Consider the following 16435-nt stretch of genomic DNA (forward strand, 5'->3'; position numbering starts at 1 on the left):
GGGTAGAAGCGCGCACCTCCCGGGAAACGCGCCGGCAGCAGCCAATGCGCGTTTTGATCCGGAAATCGTAATGGCGCGGACGGACCGCGCCATTAACGAGCTGCGCTCAGAAATGCGTGAGGGAAAGCATCTAGCTTGCCGCCCGGCATCGAGGCTGACGGTCAATGGTCGAAACAGACGACCGGGAAGACCGAGTCCTTAACCGCAGCCGTCGCATCCGGCACGCTTTCCAGCGAGGCATCCGGGTCGGCGGTTCGGAAGGCAACGTCGTTGGCATGCAGGAAGGACGTGACGGCGTCCGGCCGGATCGCGAAGTTGATCGACTGCGGGATGTCACCCGTCGCGTCCGCCACGGCGACCGCATTCAGCTTCGCAGTCACGACACCGACCACTCGTCCCGCGAGATCGACCAGCGGACCGCCGGAATTGCCGGGCTGGACCGGGGCCGAAATCTGCAAATAGCGCGGGTCGTTCATCAGGCCGAGCAGCGAAGAGACGTTGCCGCGGGTAACGTTGAGGGAATCCGCGAGGATGGAGCGCAGCGGATAGCCAAGAGCGAGGATATCTTCGCCGAGGCGCGGCTTGGCGGCAGAGATCTTCAACGGCTCGCCAAGCGACTCCCCGACCTTGATGAGCGCCAGATCGTTCTTCGGATCGATGCGGATTTCCTGGGCAACAGTGCCGCTGCCAACCGTCACGGTCTTGCAGGCCTTGACGACATGGGCATTGGTCAGGAGCCAGCCATCCGAGGAGACCACGAAGCCGCTCCCGGCCATGTCGAATTCCGACGACCTTGCAGCGACCGGATCACGCTCCGCCGTCGCCGGCGCTTCAACCGGCGGCATCTCGAAGAGATTGGGCCGGCCGGGCTCGATCGACGCCATCGCGTAGCGGGTGTCGGCCGATGCGCTCTCCCGACGACGCTCGAGCAGCGACGAGAATGTCCTAGGCTCGTTGGACGCGACCAGCGGCGGCTGCGGCTCGGAGGCGAACGGCTCGAACATGTTCGAAGCGACGCGCACATAGGGGTCGAGTTCGCGGGCATCGGCCGGCGGATAGGAGACCGAGAAGCCCCGGAGATCGCCGTCCCGCGCCGCAAAGCGCATGAAATAGGATCGACCCTGCTCCTTGCCGGAGACCGTGAACCAGTCGCCGGCATTCTCAGCGGCAGTGACGGTGCGATCCTGCGTAGGCTCAGACAGGACTGCGTAGAGCCCGTCCAGCGTCTGGCCGCTGTCGATCCGGATGCTCTCGATCTCCACGGCCTGATCTTCGGACCGCCACAGGCTACCGACAGCGGTCGCGCCGTGATCGCTCACCAGGGAAAGCGGCATCGGAAGTCGCACGCCGGTGGCCACGTCGTCGACGAGCTTGACGCCAAGCGGGGACTGAGCTTCATCGGACTGCGAAATCAGCAGCTTCAGCATGGGCTCGTCGATCACGCCATCGGGCTTCATGCCGTGGCGCGCCTCGAAGTCGCGAATCGCCCTGAGCGATGCGGTGTCGATCGTACCGGTAAAGGGGCCCGCGTAATCGCCCGTCCAGGTGAGGCGAATCTGCAGCCCCTTTCGGAAGGCGGGGTCGGTCTGCGCATTATATGCGTCAGACAGCTCGGAAGCCGGGCTGGCAACAGTCGAGAGCGATACCGGCAAGGTCGCCAGTGCAATCGCCGTCAACATTTTCCGCGCCACGCGCCGCATCTTGTCCCCCTGTCACATCGCGGTTCCCCACAGCAACGCGGCAAGATGCGATTCGATCCCGTTCCCCTTCATCTTTTTTTAAGATATCCGCGCATTCCGTTGCTGCCGGCCTGTCGGACGCCAGAGACCTTGAACGATCAATGCTTGTAATCGGCCGCTAAGAGCCGGTTCGCCGGCCAGTTTCCGATAGAGGCAACCCCGAGTCTTCCCCAAGGTCAACGGCTGCAATCCGCTCGCCGCGCCGTGTCAGCTTTTCGGTCGAGACGAGGATCTGGTCGATGTCCCGCGCCGACTGGCCGAAATGGTTCTTCAGCGCGGCAACCCTGGCGTCGAGACGCTGGAGGTCTTCGGTCAGGAGCCGCACCTCGGTCTGGATCCTGCCGGCCTCGGCCCGCATGCGGGCGTCCTTCATGATCGCCTGGATGACCTGGATCGCCAGCAGGAGGAGCGAGGGCGAGACGATGACCACGCGCGCCCGATACGCCTTCTGGACGACGTCCTCGAAATGCTCGTGCAGTTCGGCGAAGATCGTCTCTGAGGGGACGAAGAGGAAGGCCGTCTCCTGAGTCTCGCCAGCGACGAGATATTTCTCCGAGATCGCGCGGATATGGACATCCATATCCCGCCTCAGCCGGCTCGCGGCGAAGGACCGTGTCTCTTCGGTCTCGGCGGCGCGCAGCGCGCCATAGGCTTCGAGCGGAAATTTCGCGTCGATTGCCAGCGACGGCGCCCCGTTCGGCATGCGGATCAGGCAGTCCGGCCGCTTGCCGTTCGACAGCGTCGCCTGGAACTGGAAGCTGCCGGCCGGCAGGGCGTCGGCGACGATCGCCTGCATGCGGCCTTCCCCGAACGCGCCGCGGGTCTGCTTGTTGGCGAGGATGTCCTGCAGCCGGACGACCTCGCCGGCAAGGCCGCGGATCTCGCCCTGCGCCCGGTCGATCACGGCGAGCCGCTCCGCCAGTGCGGACAGCGACGCCTTGGTTTCATGCGTAGTCTGCAGAATGGACTGCCCGACCCGCGAGGACAGCCCGTCGAAGCGGTCGGCGAGCGTCCGCGTGAGATCGGCCTGCCGCGAGCCGAAGACCTCCGTCATGGTCTGCATGCGGCCGGTGATTTCCGCCTGCGCCCGGAGGACGGCGTCCAGCCGGTCGGCCTCGCTCTGCGTCGCGTCCAGTGCGGCTTCCGCCACGCGGGCAGTGCTCACGGCCCGGCGCCAGAGCAGGAAGAACACCAGCGCCAGTCCCGCGGCCATAACGAGCGCCGGTGTCACGGCCAGGCCGGCGAGGCTGGCGATCGGCGCGTTCCAGCTGGCGGAGATGCGGGTGTCCATGCTCGGACTCTATGGTGAAGAGGTTAACGGAATGGACTAAAACAAGAACAGTCCTAGGCATAACTTCCCGGTCATCGCGTCGCAAGTGGCCGAAACAGAAGATCGCTGCGCGCCAGTTTCCGAGCGGTCTCCGGCCCCGGCCCGGATTGACCGTAAATCCGACAGCGATTACCTGACGGCCATGACCATCAAGCCGCTCATCATCCTGCCCGATCCCGTTCTGCGTCTGCAGTCGAAGCCGGTCGAAAAACTCGACCAGGCCGTGAAGACGCTCGCCGACGACATGCTCGAGACGATGTACGATGCGCCGGGGATCGGACTGGCCGCGATCCAGGTCGGCGAGCCCCTGCGTATGCTGGTCATCGACGTGTCGCAGGAAGACGAGGACAAGGCGCCGCGCGTCTTCCTCAATCCGGAGATCCTGTCGACGTCGGACGACCGCAGCACCTATGAGGAAGGCTGCCTGTCGATTCCCGACTATTATGCCGAGGTCGAGCGGCCGGCGACGGTCACGGTGCGCTATCTCGGGCTTGATGGCCAGATGCACGAGGAGACCGCGGACGGCATCCTCGCAACCTGCCTGCAGCATGAGATCGACCACCTCAACGGCGTGCTGTTCATCGACCACATTTCCAAGCTGAAGCGGGAGATGGTGGTCAAGAAGTTCACCAAGCAGGCCCGCCGGGCCACGGCCTGAGGCAATGGCGCTCACCGTCGTCTTCATGGGCACGCCGGACTTCTCGGTGCCGACGCTGCGCGCCGTCCATGCCGCAGGCCATGCCGTCGCCGCAGTCTACACGCAGCCGCCGAGAAAAGCCGGGCGCCGCGGCCTGACGCTGACGCCCTCGCCGGTCCAGGCCGAGGCCGAGCGCCTCGGGATTCCCGTCCGCACGCCCGCGAACTTCAAGGATGCGGCCGAGCGCGAGGCCTTCACGGCGCTCAATGCCGATGTCGCAGTGGTCGTCGCCTACGGCCTCCTCCTGCCGCAGGCCGTCCTCGATGCGCCGCGCTTCGGCTGCCTCAACGGCCATGGCTCGCTCCTGCCGCGCTGGCGCGGCGCCGCGCCGATCCAGCGGGCGATCGAGGCCGGCGACCGGACGACCGGCATGATGGTGATGAAGATGGAAGCCGGGCTCGATACCGGGCCCGTCGCCCTGACCGCCGAGACGGAAATCGGCGAGACCGACACCGCCGGCGAGCTACACGACCGCCTCTCCGCGCTCTCCGCCGACTTGATGGTCGAGGCGTTGGAGCGGCTGGAGGCGGGCAGGCTCGTCTTCGAGGATCAAGCCGCGATCGCCGCGCGCACCGGCCGAGAACCCGTTTATGCCAGGAAGATCGACAAGGCGGAGGCCGCACTCGACTTCTCGCAGGAGTCCGGCGTGCTTGCCCGCAAGATCAACGCCTTCTCGCCGTTTCCCGGCGCCTGGACGACGATCCCCTTTGCGGCCGGGCCGGAGCGGGTGAAGATCCTGCGCGCGCGGACCGAGGCCGGGACCGGCGCGCCGGGCACGGTTCTCGACGACGGCCTCCTCGTTGCCTGCGGAACCGGTGCGGTGCGCCTTCTCGAACTGCAGCGCGCCGGCGGCAAGCGGCTCGATGCCGGCACGCTCCTGCGCGGCGTCGAGGTTCCGAAGGGCACGATGCTGGGTCTAAAGGTCGAAGGCCTCTGAGAGTATCCGGTGCAGTTGTGTTGCGCCCTCGCGATCAAGCTGCAGGGTCTGGCTGGTTTTCCCGGGAATTTCTCGACTGGCTCGGCCATAGGTGTTCAGTTGAACAAACACCCGATCCTCCCATCGAAATATCGTGTAGGTCGCTTCAATCTCCTCATGAAGCGAATTCCGCTCCATAGGTTTTGCTGTCAGCCGTCGAATCAAAGCCATAACTGGACCTTCTCTTTCTAATGCCTCGATACAAGCTCACCGTGGAATATGACGGCAAGCCCTATTGCGGCTGGCAGCGCCAGGCGAATGGTCTTTCGGTCCAGGAGGTCATCGAGACGGCGCTTCACGGCTTCACTGGCGAGACGGTGACGCTGTTCGGCGCCGGGCGCACCGATGCCGGTGTCCATGCCACCGGTCAGGTCGCGCATGTCGATCTCGCGCGCGAATGGGAGACGGACACGGTGCGCGACGCGCTGAACGCGCATCTTCGGGAAACGGCGGTCAGCATTCTCGGGGCCGAACGGGTGCCGGACGATTTCGACGCGCGGTTTTCGGCCAGGAAGCGGTACTATCTCTACCGCATCTTCAATCGCCGGGCCCCGCCGGCGCTCCTGTCCGGCCAGGTCTGGTGGGTGTGGAAGGAGCTCGATGTCGACGCGATGCACGAGGCCGCCCAGCGGCTCGTCGGCACGCACGATTTCGACACGTTCCGCTCCACCCACTGCCAGGCGAAGAACCCGATCCGCACGCTGGAGCGGCTGGACGTCGTGAAGGGGCCGGGCGAGGAGATCCATATCCACGCCATGGCGCAGTCCTTCCTGCACAACCAGATCCGCTCCTTCGCGGGCACGCTGAAGCTCGTCGGGGAAAGACGCTGGAGCGCGGGCGACGTCTCCGCGGCGCTCGAAGCCCGGGACCGCACCCGCTGCGGTCCGGTCGCGCCGCCGGACGGGCTCTATCTCACCCGCGTCGAATACGGCACCCAGCCGAAGCGGACGCTGCCGCCCTATCCGGGCTGACGGGGTCCGGCATCGGCGGCTCCGGCGGACCCGTTCGCCAGGGGCGAGCGCAGGGCCTGTTCCAGGACGTCGAAGACGCGCTCGTCCCCCATCTGCGCCACGTTGAAGCGCATGAAGCCATCGGCGTTCTGCGAAACGCTGAAGACGTTTCCGGGCGCCAGCACGACACTGTCAGCGATCGCCGTCCGGGCGAGATCGGAAGCGTCCCGACCGGGCGGCATGGCGCACCAGAGGTAGAAGCCGCCGCGCGGCATCAGCCAGGGCACCATTCCGAGACGGCCGAGACGGGCTGCCGTCTCCCGCCGCGCCCGCGCCAGCCGCCGGCGCAAACCATCCATCTGCTTGCGATAGCCGCCGTCGCTGAGAACGTTGAAGATCAGTTCGGCCGCGAACGGGCTGACCGCCCCGAAGTTCGTCGCGATCTGCAGGTCGATCAGCGCCTCGATCCAATCCGGCCTTGCCGCGATGTAGCCGCAGCGGATCGATGCAGACAGCGTCTTGGAAAAGCTGCCGACGCGGATCACCTGCGAAAGGCCGTCCAGCACCGCCAGCCGCACCGAGGGCTCAGGCTCGAAATCGGCGAAGATGTCGTCCTCGACGATGACCATGTCGTGGCGGGCGGCAACAGTCAGGATCCGGTGCGCCTTCTGCGGGCTGAGCGTCGCCGTGGTCGGGTTATGGATGGCGGAATTGGTGATGTAGAGGCGGGGGCGGCTGCGTTCGACGGCTGCGGCGAAGGCTTCGACGTCTGGCCCCGTCGGCGTCGCGGGAACGCCGACGACGACCGCGCGATGAGCCCGCAGCAGAGCCCGAAAGTTGAAGTAGCAGGGATCGTCGACCAGCACCGAGTCGCCGGGCGTGATGAGCAGGCGGCAGATCAGGTCGATGGCCTGCGTGCCCGACCCCGTCAGGAGTATCTGATCGGGAGGGACTTCCAACCCTTCGACCGCGAACTGGCGCGCCAGGAGACGGCGCAGCGCGAAGGATCCGCGTGCCGAGCCGTAGTCGAACAGCGTGCTCTCCTCCGCCCTGGCAAGCGAGCGGACGGCGCGCCGAAGGGCGCCCGCCGGCAGCCAATCCGCCGGCAGCCAGCCGCAGCCCGGCTTGGCGGCGCCTGGACCGGTATCGAGAGACTGTCGCGAGACCCAGAGCGGGTCAACCTCCCGCTCGAGCTTCGGACCGATGTCGGCAAGCGTCATCGGCTGGGTGGCGGTGGAAACGTAGAAACCCGAACCACGGCGAGCGTGGATCACGCCGTCTGCCGCAAGACGATCATAGGCTTCCACGACGGTCGAGGGAGAGATGCCCATCTCGGCCGCGAAGCTGCGGATCGAGGGCAGCCGATCGCCGGCAGTCAGAGCCCGGCTCGCGATCCTGCGGCGGATCGCCTCCATCGCCTGGACGGTCAGAGCGACCATACGCGTCTCCACGAAGAACGAGCCAGATTGTATCGGCGCGCGTGACCATACAGTTTGGCCCGATTGTATGGAAGTGTCTCTGGGTCCGTTCTCCCCGCTCGCGCTAGCACTCCAGCAGAGCAAACGGGGGAGCGAGATGCGAACGGAAGCGGACGGATGGATCAGCGGCCTCTTGGGCGTCGTGATCTTCAGCGGCTCGCTGCCCGCGACCCGCGTGGCGGTCGCCGGCTTTTCGCCGCTGTTCCTCACCTCGGCGAGGGCCGTCATCGCTGCGGCGCTGGCGCTCTGCCTCCTGGCCACGCTGCGCCAGAAGCGGCCGGCCCGTGCCGACGTCGGCTCCCTCATCGTCGTAGCGCTCGGGGTGGTCGTCGGCTTCCCGCTTCTGACCGCCCTCGCCCTCCAGCATGTCACGGCGGCGCATTCGATCGTCTTCATCGGACTTCTGCCGATCTCGACCGCTCTCTTCGGCGTCCTGCGCGGCGGCGACCGGCCGAAACCGGCCTTCTGGGTGTTCTCCGCATTAGGAAGCGCGTTGGTGGCCGGCTTCGCGCTGTCCCGGAGCTCGTCCGGGTCGGTACCGGGCGATTGTCTGATGCTGGCGGCGATCGTCGTCTGCGGCCTCGGCTACGCCGAAGGCGCCTCGCTGGCGCGTCGTCTCGGCGGATGGCAGGTGATCTCCTGGGCGCTCGCCATCGCCCTGCCGGTCATGACGGTCGCCACCCTCCTGACGCTGCCGACGCATTGGGGCGCGATCGCTCCCTCGGCCTGGCTCGGCCTCGGCTATGTCTCGGTCTTCAGCATGCTGATCGGGTTCGTCTTCTGGTATCGGGGCCTGGCGCTGGGCGGCATTGCCGGCGTCAGCCAGCTTCAGCTCCTGCAGCCCTTCTTCGGCCTCGCGCTTGCGGGCCTCCTTCTGGGCGAACCGGTCGACTGGCTCATGGCGACGATCTGCGGCGTCGTCGTCCTCTGCGTCGCCGGAGCCAAGCGCTTTGCATGACGGCCAAGATCGACGCTTCCGTGCTCACATCAGCCTGACGCCGGTGACGTCCATCACCGCGCCGTAGCTGACCAGGGAGCTGACGACCATGAGCGCGGTGATCGCCGTGGCGCCGGCGAAATCCTTGCCGATCGAGAAGAAGATCAGCCGCATGGTCAGCGCGATCGAGGCGATGGTGACGAGAAGCCCGACCACTGCGGTTGCCTCGTTCTGCCCGAACAGCATCAGAATCACCCAGTAGGGCGCGAAGGCCCAGGCAAGCAGCGCCCCGCCCCAATTGGTCGCGATGACCAGCGGCGCGATCTTCTTCGAATAGCCGATATGTCTGGCCGTGATCATCAGGATGAAGATCGGCAGCAGCCAGGCGAGGAGATCGGCGAAGGCATGAGCGCCATAGACGTGAAGCACGCCGAGTTCTGCCCGCGGCCCCACCCGCTCGACCCCCTCGAACTCGACCCAGGACAGCGCCACCGGCGGCAGCGCGACGATGATCGCGGAAAACGACTGCCAGAACCCGTCGGCCGAGACGTCGAGCCGCCGGAGCCCGTCGGTCTTGCCCGCCATCAGCAGGAGCGCACCGGAGAAGAAGCGGACGATGTCCTCGAAGCCCGGCACCAGATCAGGCGTCGGCGGCGAACCAGCGGGCGATGAAGGTTTCATAGATCCTCGTCAGTCCTTCCAGATCGGCAAGGGCAACGCGCTCATTGGACATGTGCATGGTCTTGCCGACAAGTCCGAATTCGACAACCGGGCAATGATCCTTGATGAAGCGTGCGTCGGACGTGCCGCCCGAGGTCGACAGCTCGGGACGACGGCCGGTCACGGCCTCCACGGCATCCGACAGCGCCTGCGTCAACGGGCCGCTCCTGGTGAAGAAGACCGGCGACGGACGATCGCGCCAGACGATTTCCACAGCGGCCGGCGCCCGCCCCGGCCGCAGGCGCGTGTCCTCCGCAGCGAGCCTGATCCGGTCCTCGAGTTCCGCCTTCAGCGTCTCCGGCGTCCAGGCGTCGGAAAAGCGAACGTTGAAGAACAGGCGGCACCGCGCCGGGATGACGTTGACCGAAGGGTTTCCCGTTTCGATGGCGGTGATCTCGAGGTTCGACGGCTGGAACCGCTCCGAGCCCGCGTCGAGCGGCTCTGCCAGAAGGCGGTCGGCGATCGAAAGAACCGCACGGACGGGATTGTCGGCAAGATGCGGATAGGCGACGTGGCCCTGGCGGCCGGTGACCCGCACCTCTGCCGACAGCGAGCCGCGCCGGCCGACCTTGATCATGTCCCCCAGCGCATCCGGATTGGTCGGCTCGCCGAGGAGGCAGGCATCGAACCGCTCGCCCTTCTCCCCCGCCCATTCGAGGAGCTTTGCCGTGCCGTTGATCCCCGGCCCCTCCTCGTCGCCGGTGATCAGGAGCGAGACCTGGCCGTCCGGCGCGCCATGCTTCGCCGCGTGCCGCGCATAGGCCGCGACGAAGGCCGCGATGCCGCCCTTCATGTCGACGGCGCCGCGGCCGATCATCTCGCCATCGACGATCGCGGCGGAAAATGGCCCTTTCGACCAGTCGGCCTCCTCGCCCGGCGGAACTACATCGGTGTGGCCGGCAAAGACGAGATGGGGTCCCGTCGCCCCAACCTTGGCGAAGAGGTTCTCGACATCCGGAGTGCCCGGCTCCGAAAATACCGGTCGCGCGACGGAAAAGCCGAGCGGCGTCAACAGATCTTCCATGACCGCGAGCGCGCCCGCCTCCTGCGGGGTCACCGACGGGCATCTGATAAGACGGGCAAGGACGGCGGCGGGATCGGTCGGGTCGGTCATCGGTGCGGGACATAGAGCAATTGATGCAGCGCGGCCACAGGACCTCAAAGAGAGTAACAGTCCGTTAATATGTGACATGAGTGCGGCAGGCTCGGCCACTGTTCCGCCCCGATTGGACGGGAGACCGGCGGCTGGGGAAGAGTGACGAGTGAGGGCCTCATGGAATCCGATCGAGGTGAGACCGGCGCAGTCGGCGCTTGCGCGCTGCGCCTCGTGCCGCTGGTGGCGATTCTGTCGGTGTTCGGAGGCTGCCTTGCCGATGGGCCGGGCGGCGGGCCGCTCGGGGTGAACTTCGCTGCCGACTCGGCACAGCAGCGCTCCGGCGGGACGGAAGTCGCCGCCGCGGACGAGACGGCCGGCGAAGAGACAGACGGGCGCTCCGGCCGGGTGATCAAGGCTTCGGCCTCGGACCGGCGGATTGCCGAGCGGGAGGCCGCCGCCGAAAGCGGAACCATCTCGGGAAGCGCCGCGATCGACCGGCTGATCGAGAAACATGCCAAAGAGAACGACATTCCGCCTGCCCTCGCCTATGCCGTGGTCCGGGTCGAGAGCCGCTACAATCCGCGCGCCCACGGCGTCGGCGTCTACGGCCTGTCGCAGATCAAGCCGGCGACGGCCCGCAGCCTCGGCTTTTCCGGCCCGGCAAGCGCCCTTTACGACCCCGACGTCAATCTCACCTACGGCATGCGGTATCTGAAGGGCGCCTGGGAACAAGGCGGCCACGACGTCTGCCGCGCGGCGATGAAATACAAGGGCGGCCACCGGACCACGCATATGAGCCGGGCCGCCGCACGCTACTGTTCCGCCGTCAAGGCGCATATGGCGGCGATCGCGCAGCGCCGGCAGAAGGGCGACGATGGCGAATCGAAGGGTCTGCTCGACACGCTCGTCGCGGCCGTAGCCCCAGCGGAAGAACCGGCTGAGACTGCATCCGAGACGCCGCATGCGCCGGCGAGGACCAAGGCAGCAGCCGCGGCGAAGGTGCCTGCCCCGCGTGGCCGCGATGCCAATGACCGGAAGGACTCGCTCGTCTCCGCCGCAGCCTTCGCGCCGGCAGACGCGCGAGCCATTCCGGTGCCAGGCGAGCAGTCGAGGCGTGCGGAGCCGGCCAAGGCTCCCGAGCGCAAGAAGCAGGCCGTCGCGGCGACAGAGCCGGACAAGGGTGCGCGGCCGGCAGAGCCGAAGGTCAAGGTCGCCGAGGACAGTTTGGCGGCCCGGATGGCCGGCTTCGGCGAATAGCCCGCGATGGACCTTCGCGGACCCGAATAGAGCGCTGCGAACGAAGATTGGCTCCGTGCAACCCGGAAGCCTTGCGCGGCCGTGAGAGTCAGCCCGCCCGGTCGGTGACGACCAGCATCGGGCCGAGCCGATCCCGGCGATAATCGATGCCGCCGGCGGGATAGAGCAGGCTGGAGACGTGGCCGTCGAAGAACAGAGCGTCCCGGCAGCCCAGCCGGTCGCGGAAGACGACGGCGAAGTCCCAAAAATTCACCGGCGAGCGCGACAGGACGAGATGGACCGTGCGGCCCTCGTCGCCGGCGCACACGCCGTTGCGCACATAGCGGCTGTCCGATCCTTCGATGAAGCGCGGATGCAGTTTGCCATCGACGAGGAGCATGGGCCCGGACTGGGTGGCGAGTTCGGGACGATGGCGGCCGGCGCGATAGCGACCGGTCTCCGCGACATGGGCGCGCCCGTCCTCGATGTAGAAGATGCCGTTCGGGTGCATGGAGAAATTGCCGGTCCCTGCCCCGGTCACGGCGTCCTTCAGCTTGCGCCCGTCCTGGACCGCGAGGCCGACCGGGCGGCGGTCCTCGTGATACATGCCGGCATTCATGATCAGCCGGACCGGCGCATCGCCAAGGCTCGCGGCCGCCTTGTCGAAGGTCCCGTACGGTTCGCCCGCCGCGTCCTCGGCGCGCAGCGCGATCCGGTAGCGCGACAGCGGCACGTCGCAGACGATGTATTCGACGCCGCCCGCGCGCTCGATGCGGCAGAGGCCGTCATGATCGGCCGGCAGCGAGGGCACGCCAGAGAACAGTCCGAACAGCCCGCCGGCGGCCAGGAAGGATAGCGGCCAGATCGAAAGAAGTCTGGGCATGGAAACGGGATCCTCGGACGCAGCTGCGTCCGTCCTGCCGGTTCAGCTTCGAAGCAGCTCGTTGATCGACGTCTTGGAGCGCGTGCGCTCATCGACGCGCTTGACGATGACGGCGCAGTAGAGGCTCGGGCCGGGCTCGCCGTTCCCCATCGGCTTGCCGGGCATGGCGCCAGCGACGACCACCGAATAGGGCGGCACCTCGCCATAGGTGACCGAGCCGGTGGCGCGGTCGACGATCTTGGTGGACTGGCCGATATAGACGCCCATGCCGAGGACGGAGCCCTCGCGGACGATGCAGCCCTCGACCACCTCGGAGCGCGCGCCGATGAAGCAATTGTCCTCGATGATGGTCGGGCCGGCCTGCAGCGGCTCGAGCACGCCACCGATGCCGACGCCGCCGGACAGATGCACGTTCTTGCCGATCTGGGCGCAGGAGCCGACCGTCGCCCAGCCGTCGACCATCGAACCCGTGTCCACATAGGCGCCGAGATTGACGAAGGACGGCATCAGGACGACGTCCTTGCCGATGAAGGAGCCCCTGCGGACGATAGAGCCGGGGACCGCCCGGAAGCCTGCCTCGCGGAAACGATTCTCGCCCCAGCCGGCAAACTTGGAGGGGACCTTGTCCCACCAGGTGGCGCCGCCGGCGCCGCCCTCGATGACGCTCATGTCGTTGAGCCGGAAGGACAGGAGCACCGCCTTCTTCAGCCATTGGTGCACGGTCCAGGCGCCGTCCTCGCCACGCGTCGCGACACGCGCCTCGCCGTTGTCCAGAAGCTTCAGCGCCGCATCCACCGCGTCCCGCACTTCGCCCGTCGTCGAGGCGGAAATCCGGTCGCGCTCCTCGAAGGCACGGTCGATCGTCGATTCGAGAGCGGCGCGGTCGGGCGCGGTCATCGGCAGGGCTCCTCGGTCAGCGGGAATCTGCGGGGATCGGCCCCGCCAGTCGGCGCGGACCGTAGTGGATGGTCAGGAAAGCGTCAACGAAGCGCGAGCGGCCGAAAAGCCGGTCGAGGGCGGCCCGGATTCGGTCGCGCAGCCACCGGTCTCAAGCCCGGAAACCAGCCCGTCAGGCCGCCCCTGCGAGGCTCCCCTCCAGCGCCGCACGGATCAGCTCGCGCGTCTCGCAGATGCCGTAGAGCGCCACGAACGAGCCGAAGCGCGGACCCCGCTCCTGGCCGAGGAGGATCTGGTAGAGCGCCTGGAACCATTCCACCGAAACGCCGGGGCCGCCTTCCGGTCCCTTCTTCTTCAGGTCCTGATAGCGCTCGATCGGGCGGGCGACGTCGAGCATGGCGTTCTGGATGGTCTCGCCGTCGGCGTCCGCCGGCAGGCCCGCGAGCTTGGCGTCGAGTTTCTCCAGCGCCCGGCGCTCGACATCGTCCGGCGCGCGGAACCGCTTCGCCGGCTTCACGAAGTCGTCGTAATAGCGGATGGCATAGCCGACGAGCCGGTCGAGCTCCGGCGCGGTCTCCGGCGTGACACCCGGTGCGTAGCGGGTGATGAAGCCCCAGAGCGTCGCCTTGTTCGACGCGTTCGAGGCCGAGACGAGGTTGAGCAGCATCGCGAAGGGCACCGGCACGGCGCTCTCGGGCGGGCGGCCGTCATGGATGTGCCAGACCGGGTTCTGCAGCCGCTGCTTCAGATCCTGGCGCTGATAGGCCGAGACGAATGCGTAATAGTCGTCGACCGCCTTCGGGATGACGTCGAAATAGAGCCGCTTCGCCGCCTTCGGCTTGCCGAACATGTAGAAGGCGAGACTCTCCGGCGAGGCATAGGCGAGCCAATCGTCGATGGTCAGGCCGTTGCCCTTCGACTTGGAGATCTTCTGGCCCTTCTCGTCCAGGAAGAGCTCGTAGTTGAAGCCCTCCGGCGGGTTGGCGCCCAGCGCCCGGCAGATCTGCGAGGAGAGATTGACGCTGTCGATCAGGTCCTTGCCGGCCATCTCGTAGTCGACACCGAGCGCCGCCCAGCGCATCGCCCAGTCCGCCTTCCACTGGCACTTCACCGCGCCGCCGGTCACCGCCGTCTCGATCCGCTCGCCGGTGTCGGGGTCGAGATAGGCGATCATTCCCCGCTCGACGTCGCGCTCGACCATCGGCACCTGCAGGACGATCCCGGTCTTCGGATGGATCGGCAGGAAGGGCGAATAGGTGGCGCGCCGATCGGGCCCGAGCGTCGGCAGGATGATCTCCATCACCTCGTCATAGGCGGCGAGCATCGTCAGGAGCGTCGCGTCGAAGCGTCCCGCCGTGTAATATTCGGTCGACGAAGCGAAGGTGTAGTCGAAGTCGAAACCGTCGAGAAAGGCCCGCAGCCGCGCATTGTTGGCCGCGCCGAAGGACGGGTGCTCGTTCGAGAAGGGATCGGGGACACGCGACAGCGGCTTGCCGAGATGGCTGAGCATCATGTCGCGGTTCGGAACATTCTCCGGCACCTTGCGCAGGCCGTCCATGTCGTCGGAAAAGCACAGGAGCCGGGTGGGCACGGCGTCGCCGGTCAGGACGCGGAAGGCATGCCGCACCATCGAGGTCCGCGCGACCTCCCCGAACGTCCCGATATGCGGCAGGCCGGACGGGCCGTAGCCGGTCTCGAACAGCACCTCCGCCGGCATTCCCGACGTCTCGAAGCGCTTGAGAAGCTTTCGTGCCTCCTCGAACGGCCAGGCGTTGGAAGCTATGGCCTCATCACGCAGCGTCGCGGCATCGGCATCGATCGGCGGGGTCGGCATCGTCTGTCCTCAGATCATGGAACGGGGTCGCGGCCGCAGGGGCTGGGCGCCGGTCGCGACCGGCCGCACGCGCCACGGACGTCTAGAAAGAAGGCGGCGGGCCGTCAACAAACGCGCTGCCGGCGTCTTGTTGCGTCGCACGAGCATTCCTAGCTTCGGCTTCCCTTGGAACGCATGGAGGCAGCAGCAGATGGCCGATCTCGAACCGCAAGAGGCGCTGGTCCATTTGATGGTGGCGATGGCCGCCGCGGACGGCGCCGTCCGCGAGACGGAATTGCGCGAACTGTCGCTGCTCCTGCAGACGCTGCCGGTGTTCTCCGACTTCGACCTCTCCGCCCTCGACGACATGGTCCGCCATTGCAGCGCCATTCTCGATCGCGAGGACGGCATCGACGAGATCATCGGCAATGTGACGGCCGCCGTCCCGGCAAATCTCTACGAAACCGCCTACGCCCTGGCCGTTGAAGTCGCCGCCTCGGACGTCAATGCCAACCAGCCGGAACTGCGGTTTCTGGAAATGCTGCGCGACGCGTTCGAGCTCGACCGGCTGACGTCCGGCGCGATCGAGCACTCGGCGCGGGTGCGCTACCGCCGGCTCTGACCCTCACTTGCGCGGGCGCATCCCTTTTCCGGCTCCTGCCCGGAAGCGACGGTCGGTGCCGCGCCGGCTTTCGGCGCGTTTCGTCGACAGGACCTGCCCCTGAGCCTCCCCTCGTCGGTCAGAAGGCGCTGACCGGGAAATAACGCAGCATCAGGTCGGAGAAGCGCTTCTTCTCGACCATCTGGCCGATCGCGTAGTCGATGGAATCGGCAAGCGCGGTGTCGTTGGGCGCCACGGCCACCGCCAGCCCCTCTCCGAGAAACCGATCGGAGAGGAAAGGCCCGCCCGAGAAAGCGCAGCAATCGGCCGCCGCCTCGCTTTCGAGCCAGAAGGAGAGGCTGACGCCGTCGCCGAAGAAGGCGTCGATCTTTCCCTCCTTCATTGCAGACAGTCCCTCGTCGCGGCTTTCGAAGGGCTGGACCTGCGCATCCGGGAAGAAGGCCTGCAGCATTGCAGAATGCGAGCTGCCCTTCTCGACGCCCACCACCTTGTTCTTCAGGTGATCCGCGATCGGCGCGGCGATTGCGTGGTCCTTGCGCGCCACGAAACGAGCCGGATAGCGGAAATAGGGCTCGGAGAACGCGAAGTCGGCGCGTGTGGCCGGGGTCATCGCGAGGCCGGCGATGATCGCCTCGCCGTCGCCCCGCTTCAGGGCCGGCACCAGATCCTTGAACGCCATCGCCTCGATCTGGCAACGCGCCAGGATATCCAGTTCCTCGCAGATGCCCCTGGCGAGCTCGACATTGAACCCGGTGAGGCGGCCGCGCGCATCGAGGAAGTTGAACGGCGGATAGTCCGTCGTCGTCAGGAAGCGGATCCGCTGCCGGCCGCTGAGGTCGGGCTTGGTCATGCGCTGGCGCTGATCGAAGAAGTTCGGCGTCGGGACGATGGATTGCTGCGCTCGCGCGGCCTGCCCGAGCAGGAGCACCGATACGGAACAAAACGCGACCGCACCGATCAAAAGCAACTTTAGCGCGATTCGTTCCCGCATTGGTTTGTTTCCTTGGATTGTCAAGCCCCGCAAAATCATCCTGCCGTTGCACAACCGTGAGCGGCGCAGC

15 protein-coding genes are annotated in these 16435 nt (G+C 66.9%); 6 read left to right on the forward strand and 9 right to left on the reverse strand.

Translation table 11 applies throughout. The features are described from left to right. Nucleotides 1-161: 161 nt before the first annotated feature. Together LH400_RS22020 and LH400_RS22025 are read right to left on the reverse strand one after the other, a co-directional pair. Nucleotides 162-1700, reverse strand: coding sequence for a serine protease (locus LH400_RS22020; protein WP_229155622.1), 1539 nt, complete (start codon nucleotides 1698-1700; stop codon nucleotides 162-164). Nucleotides 1701-1857: 157 nt separating this feature from the next. Continuing rightward, the gene (locus LH400_RS22025) at nucleotides 1858-3030 is read right to left on the reverse strand and encodes a DNA recombination protein RmuC (protein ID WP_229155623.1); all 1173 of its coding nucleotides are present in this window, start codon (nucleotides 3028-3030) and stop codon (nucleotides 1858-1860) included. Between the two features lie 181 nt (nucleotides 3031-3211). Here LH400_RS22025 and def point away from each other — a divergent pair, with 181 nt between their 5' ends. The 3 genes from def (at nucleotide 3212) to truA (ending at nucleotide 5713) form a co-directional block, all read left to right on the forward strand. Next, on the forward strand, nucleotides 3212-3727 hold the full coding sequence (gene def, locus LH400_RS22030; RefSeq protein ID WP_229155624.1) for a peptide deformylase: 516 nt from the start codon (nucleotides 3212-3214) through the stop codon (nucleotides 3725-3727). A gap of 4 nt (nucleotides 3728-3731) precedes the next feature. Next, a complete protein-coding gene (gene fmt, locus LH400_RS22035; RefSeq protein ID WP_229155625.1) occupies nucleotides 3732-4703 on the forward strand; it encodes a methionyl-tRNA formyltransferase in 972 nt (323 codons plus the stop codon). Nucleotides 4704-4933: 230 nt separating this feature from the next. Beyond that, entirely contained in the window at nucleotides 4934-5713 is a 780-nt protein-coding gene (gene truA, locus LH400_RS22040; RefSeq protein ID WP_229155626.1) for a tRNA pseudouridine(38-40) synthase TruA, read from the forward strand. Here the strand turns inward: truA and LH400_RS22045 are convergent. Further along, nucleotides 5701-7131: an aminotransferase-like domain-containing protein gene (locus LH400_RS22045; RefSeq protein ID WP_229155627.1), complete on the reverse strand. Its 1431-nt coding sequence runs from the start codon at nucleotides 7129-7131 to the stop codon at nucleotides 5701-5703. The genes truA and LH400_RS22045 overlap by 13 nt on opposite strands. 136 nt (nucleotides 7132-7267) lie before the next feature. On the opposite strand from LH400_RS22045, the gene LH400_RS22050 reads away from it, so the two are divergent. Next, entirely contained in the window at nucleotides 7268-8128 is an 861-nt protein-coding gene (locus tag LH400_RS22050) for a DMT family transporter (RefSeq protein ID WP_229155628.1), read from the forward strand. Nucleotides 8129-8152: 24 nt separating this feature from the next. On the opposite strand, the gene LH400_RS22055 is transcribed toward LH400_RS22050, so the two are convergent. Together LH400_RS22055 and dapE are read right to left on the reverse strand one after the other, a co-directional pair. Next, the gene (locus tag LH400_RS22055; protein ID WP_229155629.1) at nucleotides 8153-8788 is read right to left on the reverse strand and encodes a hypothetical protein; all 636 of its coding nucleotides are present in this window, start codon (nucleotides 8786-8788) and stop codon (nucleotides 8153-8155) included. Beyond that, entirely contained in the window at nucleotides 8748-9941 is a 1194-nt protein-coding gene (dapE, locus tag LH400_RS22060; protein ID WP_229155630.1) for a succinyl-diaminopimelate desuccinylase, read from the reverse strand. The genes LH400_RS22055 and dapE overlap by 41 nt, the downstream gene beginning before the upstream one ends. A gap of 159 nt (nucleotides 9942-10100) precedes the next feature. Here dapE and LH400_RS22065 point away from each other — a divergent pair, with 159 nt between their 5' ends. After that, on the forward strand, nucleotides 10101-11180 hold the full coding sequence (locus tag LH400_RS22065; RefSeq protein ID WP_229155631.1) for a lytic transglycosylase domain-containing protein: 1080 nt from the start codon (nucleotides 10101-10103) through the stop codon (nucleotides 11178-11180). An 88-nt stretch (nucleotides 11181-11268) separates the two neighbouring features. On the opposite strand, the gene LH400_RS22070 is transcribed toward LH400_RS22065, so the two are convergent. The 3 genes from LH400_RS22070 to LH400_RS22080 form a co-directional block, all read right to left on the reverse strand. Then, entirely contained in the window at nucleotides 11269-12042 is a 774-nt protein-coding gene (locus tag LH400_RS22070; protein ID WP_229155632.1) for a phosphodiester glycosidase family protein, read from the reverse strand. A 42-nt stretch (nucleotides 12043-12084) separates the two neighbouring features. Then, nucleotides 12085-12939 carry a 2,3,4,5-tetrahydropyridine-2,6-dicarboxylate N-succinyltransferase gene (dapD, locus tag LH400_RS22075; protein ID WP_229155633.1) on the reverse strand — a complete coding sequence of 285 codons (855 nt, stop codon included), beginning with the start codon at nucleotides 12937-12939 and terminating at the stop codon, nucleotides 12085-12087. A 172-nt stretch (nucleotides 12940-13111) separates the two neighbouring features. Then, complete coding sequence (locus tag LH400_RS22080; protein ID WP_229155634.1) at nucleotides 13112-14773, reverse strand: lysine--tRNA ligase; 1662 nt, start codon at nucleotides 14771-14773, stop codon at nucleotides 13112-13114. A gap of 190 nt (nucleotides 14774-14963) precedes the next feature. Here LH400_RS22080 and LH400_RS22085 point away from each other — a divergent pair, with 190 nt between their 5' ends. Beyond that, nucleotides 14964-15374 carry a tellurite resistance TerB family protein gene (locus LH400_RS22085; protein ID WP_229155635.1) on the forward strand — a complete coding sequence of 137 codons (411 nt, stop codon included), beginning with the start codon at nucleotides 14964-14966 and terminating at the stop codon, nucleotides 15372-15374. Between the two features lie 118 nt (nucleotides 15375-15492). Here the strand turns inward: LH400_RS22085 and LH400_RS22090 are convergent, their stop codons facing one another. Next, on the reverse strand, nucleotides 15493-16365 hold the full coding sequence (locus LH400_RS22090) for a transporter substrate-binding domain-containing protein (RefSeq protein WP_229155636.1): 873 nt from the start codon (nucleotides 16363-16365) through the stop codon (nucleotides 15493-15495). Between the last annotated feature and the right edge of the window lie 70 nt (nucleotides 16366-16435).

The sequence above is a fragment of the Jiella soli genome, assembly GCF_020615385.1.
Classification (GTDB): domain Bacteria; phylum Pseudomonadota; class Alphaproteobacteria; order Rhizobiales; family Rhizobiaceae; genus VKMB-3413.

What these genes read in the sequence shown, in the direction of transcription:
- LH400_RS22020 (WP_229155622.1), bottom strand. Translation starts at nt 1,700, where the DNA reads ATGCGGCGCGTGGCGCGGAAAATGTTGACGGCGATTGCACTGGCGACC.
- LH400_RS22025 (WP_229155623.1), bottom strand. Translation starts at nt 3,030, where the DNA reads ATGGACACCCGCATCTCCGCCAGCTGGAACGCGCCGATCGCCAGCCTC.
- def (WP_229155624.1), top strand. Translation starts at nt 3,212, where the DNA reads ATGACCATCAAGCCGCTCATCATCCTGCCCGATCCCGTTCTGCGTCTG.
- fmt (WP_229155625.1), top strand. Translation starts at nt 3,732, where the DNA reads ATGGCGCTCACCGTCGTCTTCATGGGCACGCCGGACTTCTCGGTGCCG.
- truA (WP_229155626.1), top strand. Translation starts at nt 4,934, where the DNA reads ATGCCTCGATACAAGCTCACCGTGGAATATGACGGCAAGCCCTATTGC.
- LH400_RS22045 (WP_229155627.1), bottom strand. Translation starts at nt 7,131, where the DNA reads ATGGTCGCTCTGACCGTCCAGGCGATGGAGGCGATCCGCCGCAGGATC.
- LH400_RS22050 (WP_229155628.1), top strand. Translation starts at nt 7,268, where the DNA reads ATGCGAACGGAAGCGGACGGATGGATCAGCGGCCTCTTGGGCGTCGTG.
- LH400_RS22055 (WP_229155629.1), bottom strand. Translation starts at nt 8,788, where the DNA reads ATGAAACCTTCATCGCCCGCTGGTTCGCCGCCGACGCCTGATCTGGTG.
- dapE (WP_229155630.1), bottom strand. Translation starts at nt 9,941, where the DNA reads ATGACCGACCCGACCGATCCCGCCGCCGTCCTTGCCCGTCTTATCAGA.
- LH400_RS22065 (WP_229155631.1), top strand. Translation starts at nt 10,101, where the DNA reads ATGGAATCCGATCGAGGTGAGACCGGCGCAGTCGGCGCTTGCGCGCTG.
- LH400_RS22070 (WP_229155632.1), bottom strand. Translation starts at nt 12,042, where the DNA reads ATGCCCAGACTTCTTTCGATCTGGCCGCTATCCTTCCTGGCCGCCGGC.
- dapD (WP_229155633.1), bottom strand. Translation starts at nt 12,939, where the DNA reads ATGACCGCGCCCGACCGCGCCGCTCTCGAATCGACGATCGACCGTGCC.
- LH400_RS22080 (WP_229155634.1), bottom strand. Translation starts at nt 14,773, where the DNA reads ATGCCGACCCCGCCGATCGATGCCGATGCCGCGACGCTGCGTGATGAG.
- LH400_RS22085 (WP_229155635.1), top strand. Translation starts at nt 14,964, where the DNA reads ATGGCCGATCTCGAACCGCAAGAGGCGCTGGTCCATTTGATGGTGGCG.
- LH400_RS22090 (WP_229155636.1), bottom strand. Translation starts at nt 16,365, where the DNA reads ATGCGGGAACGAATCGCGCTAAAGTTGCTTTTGATCGGTGCGGTCGCG.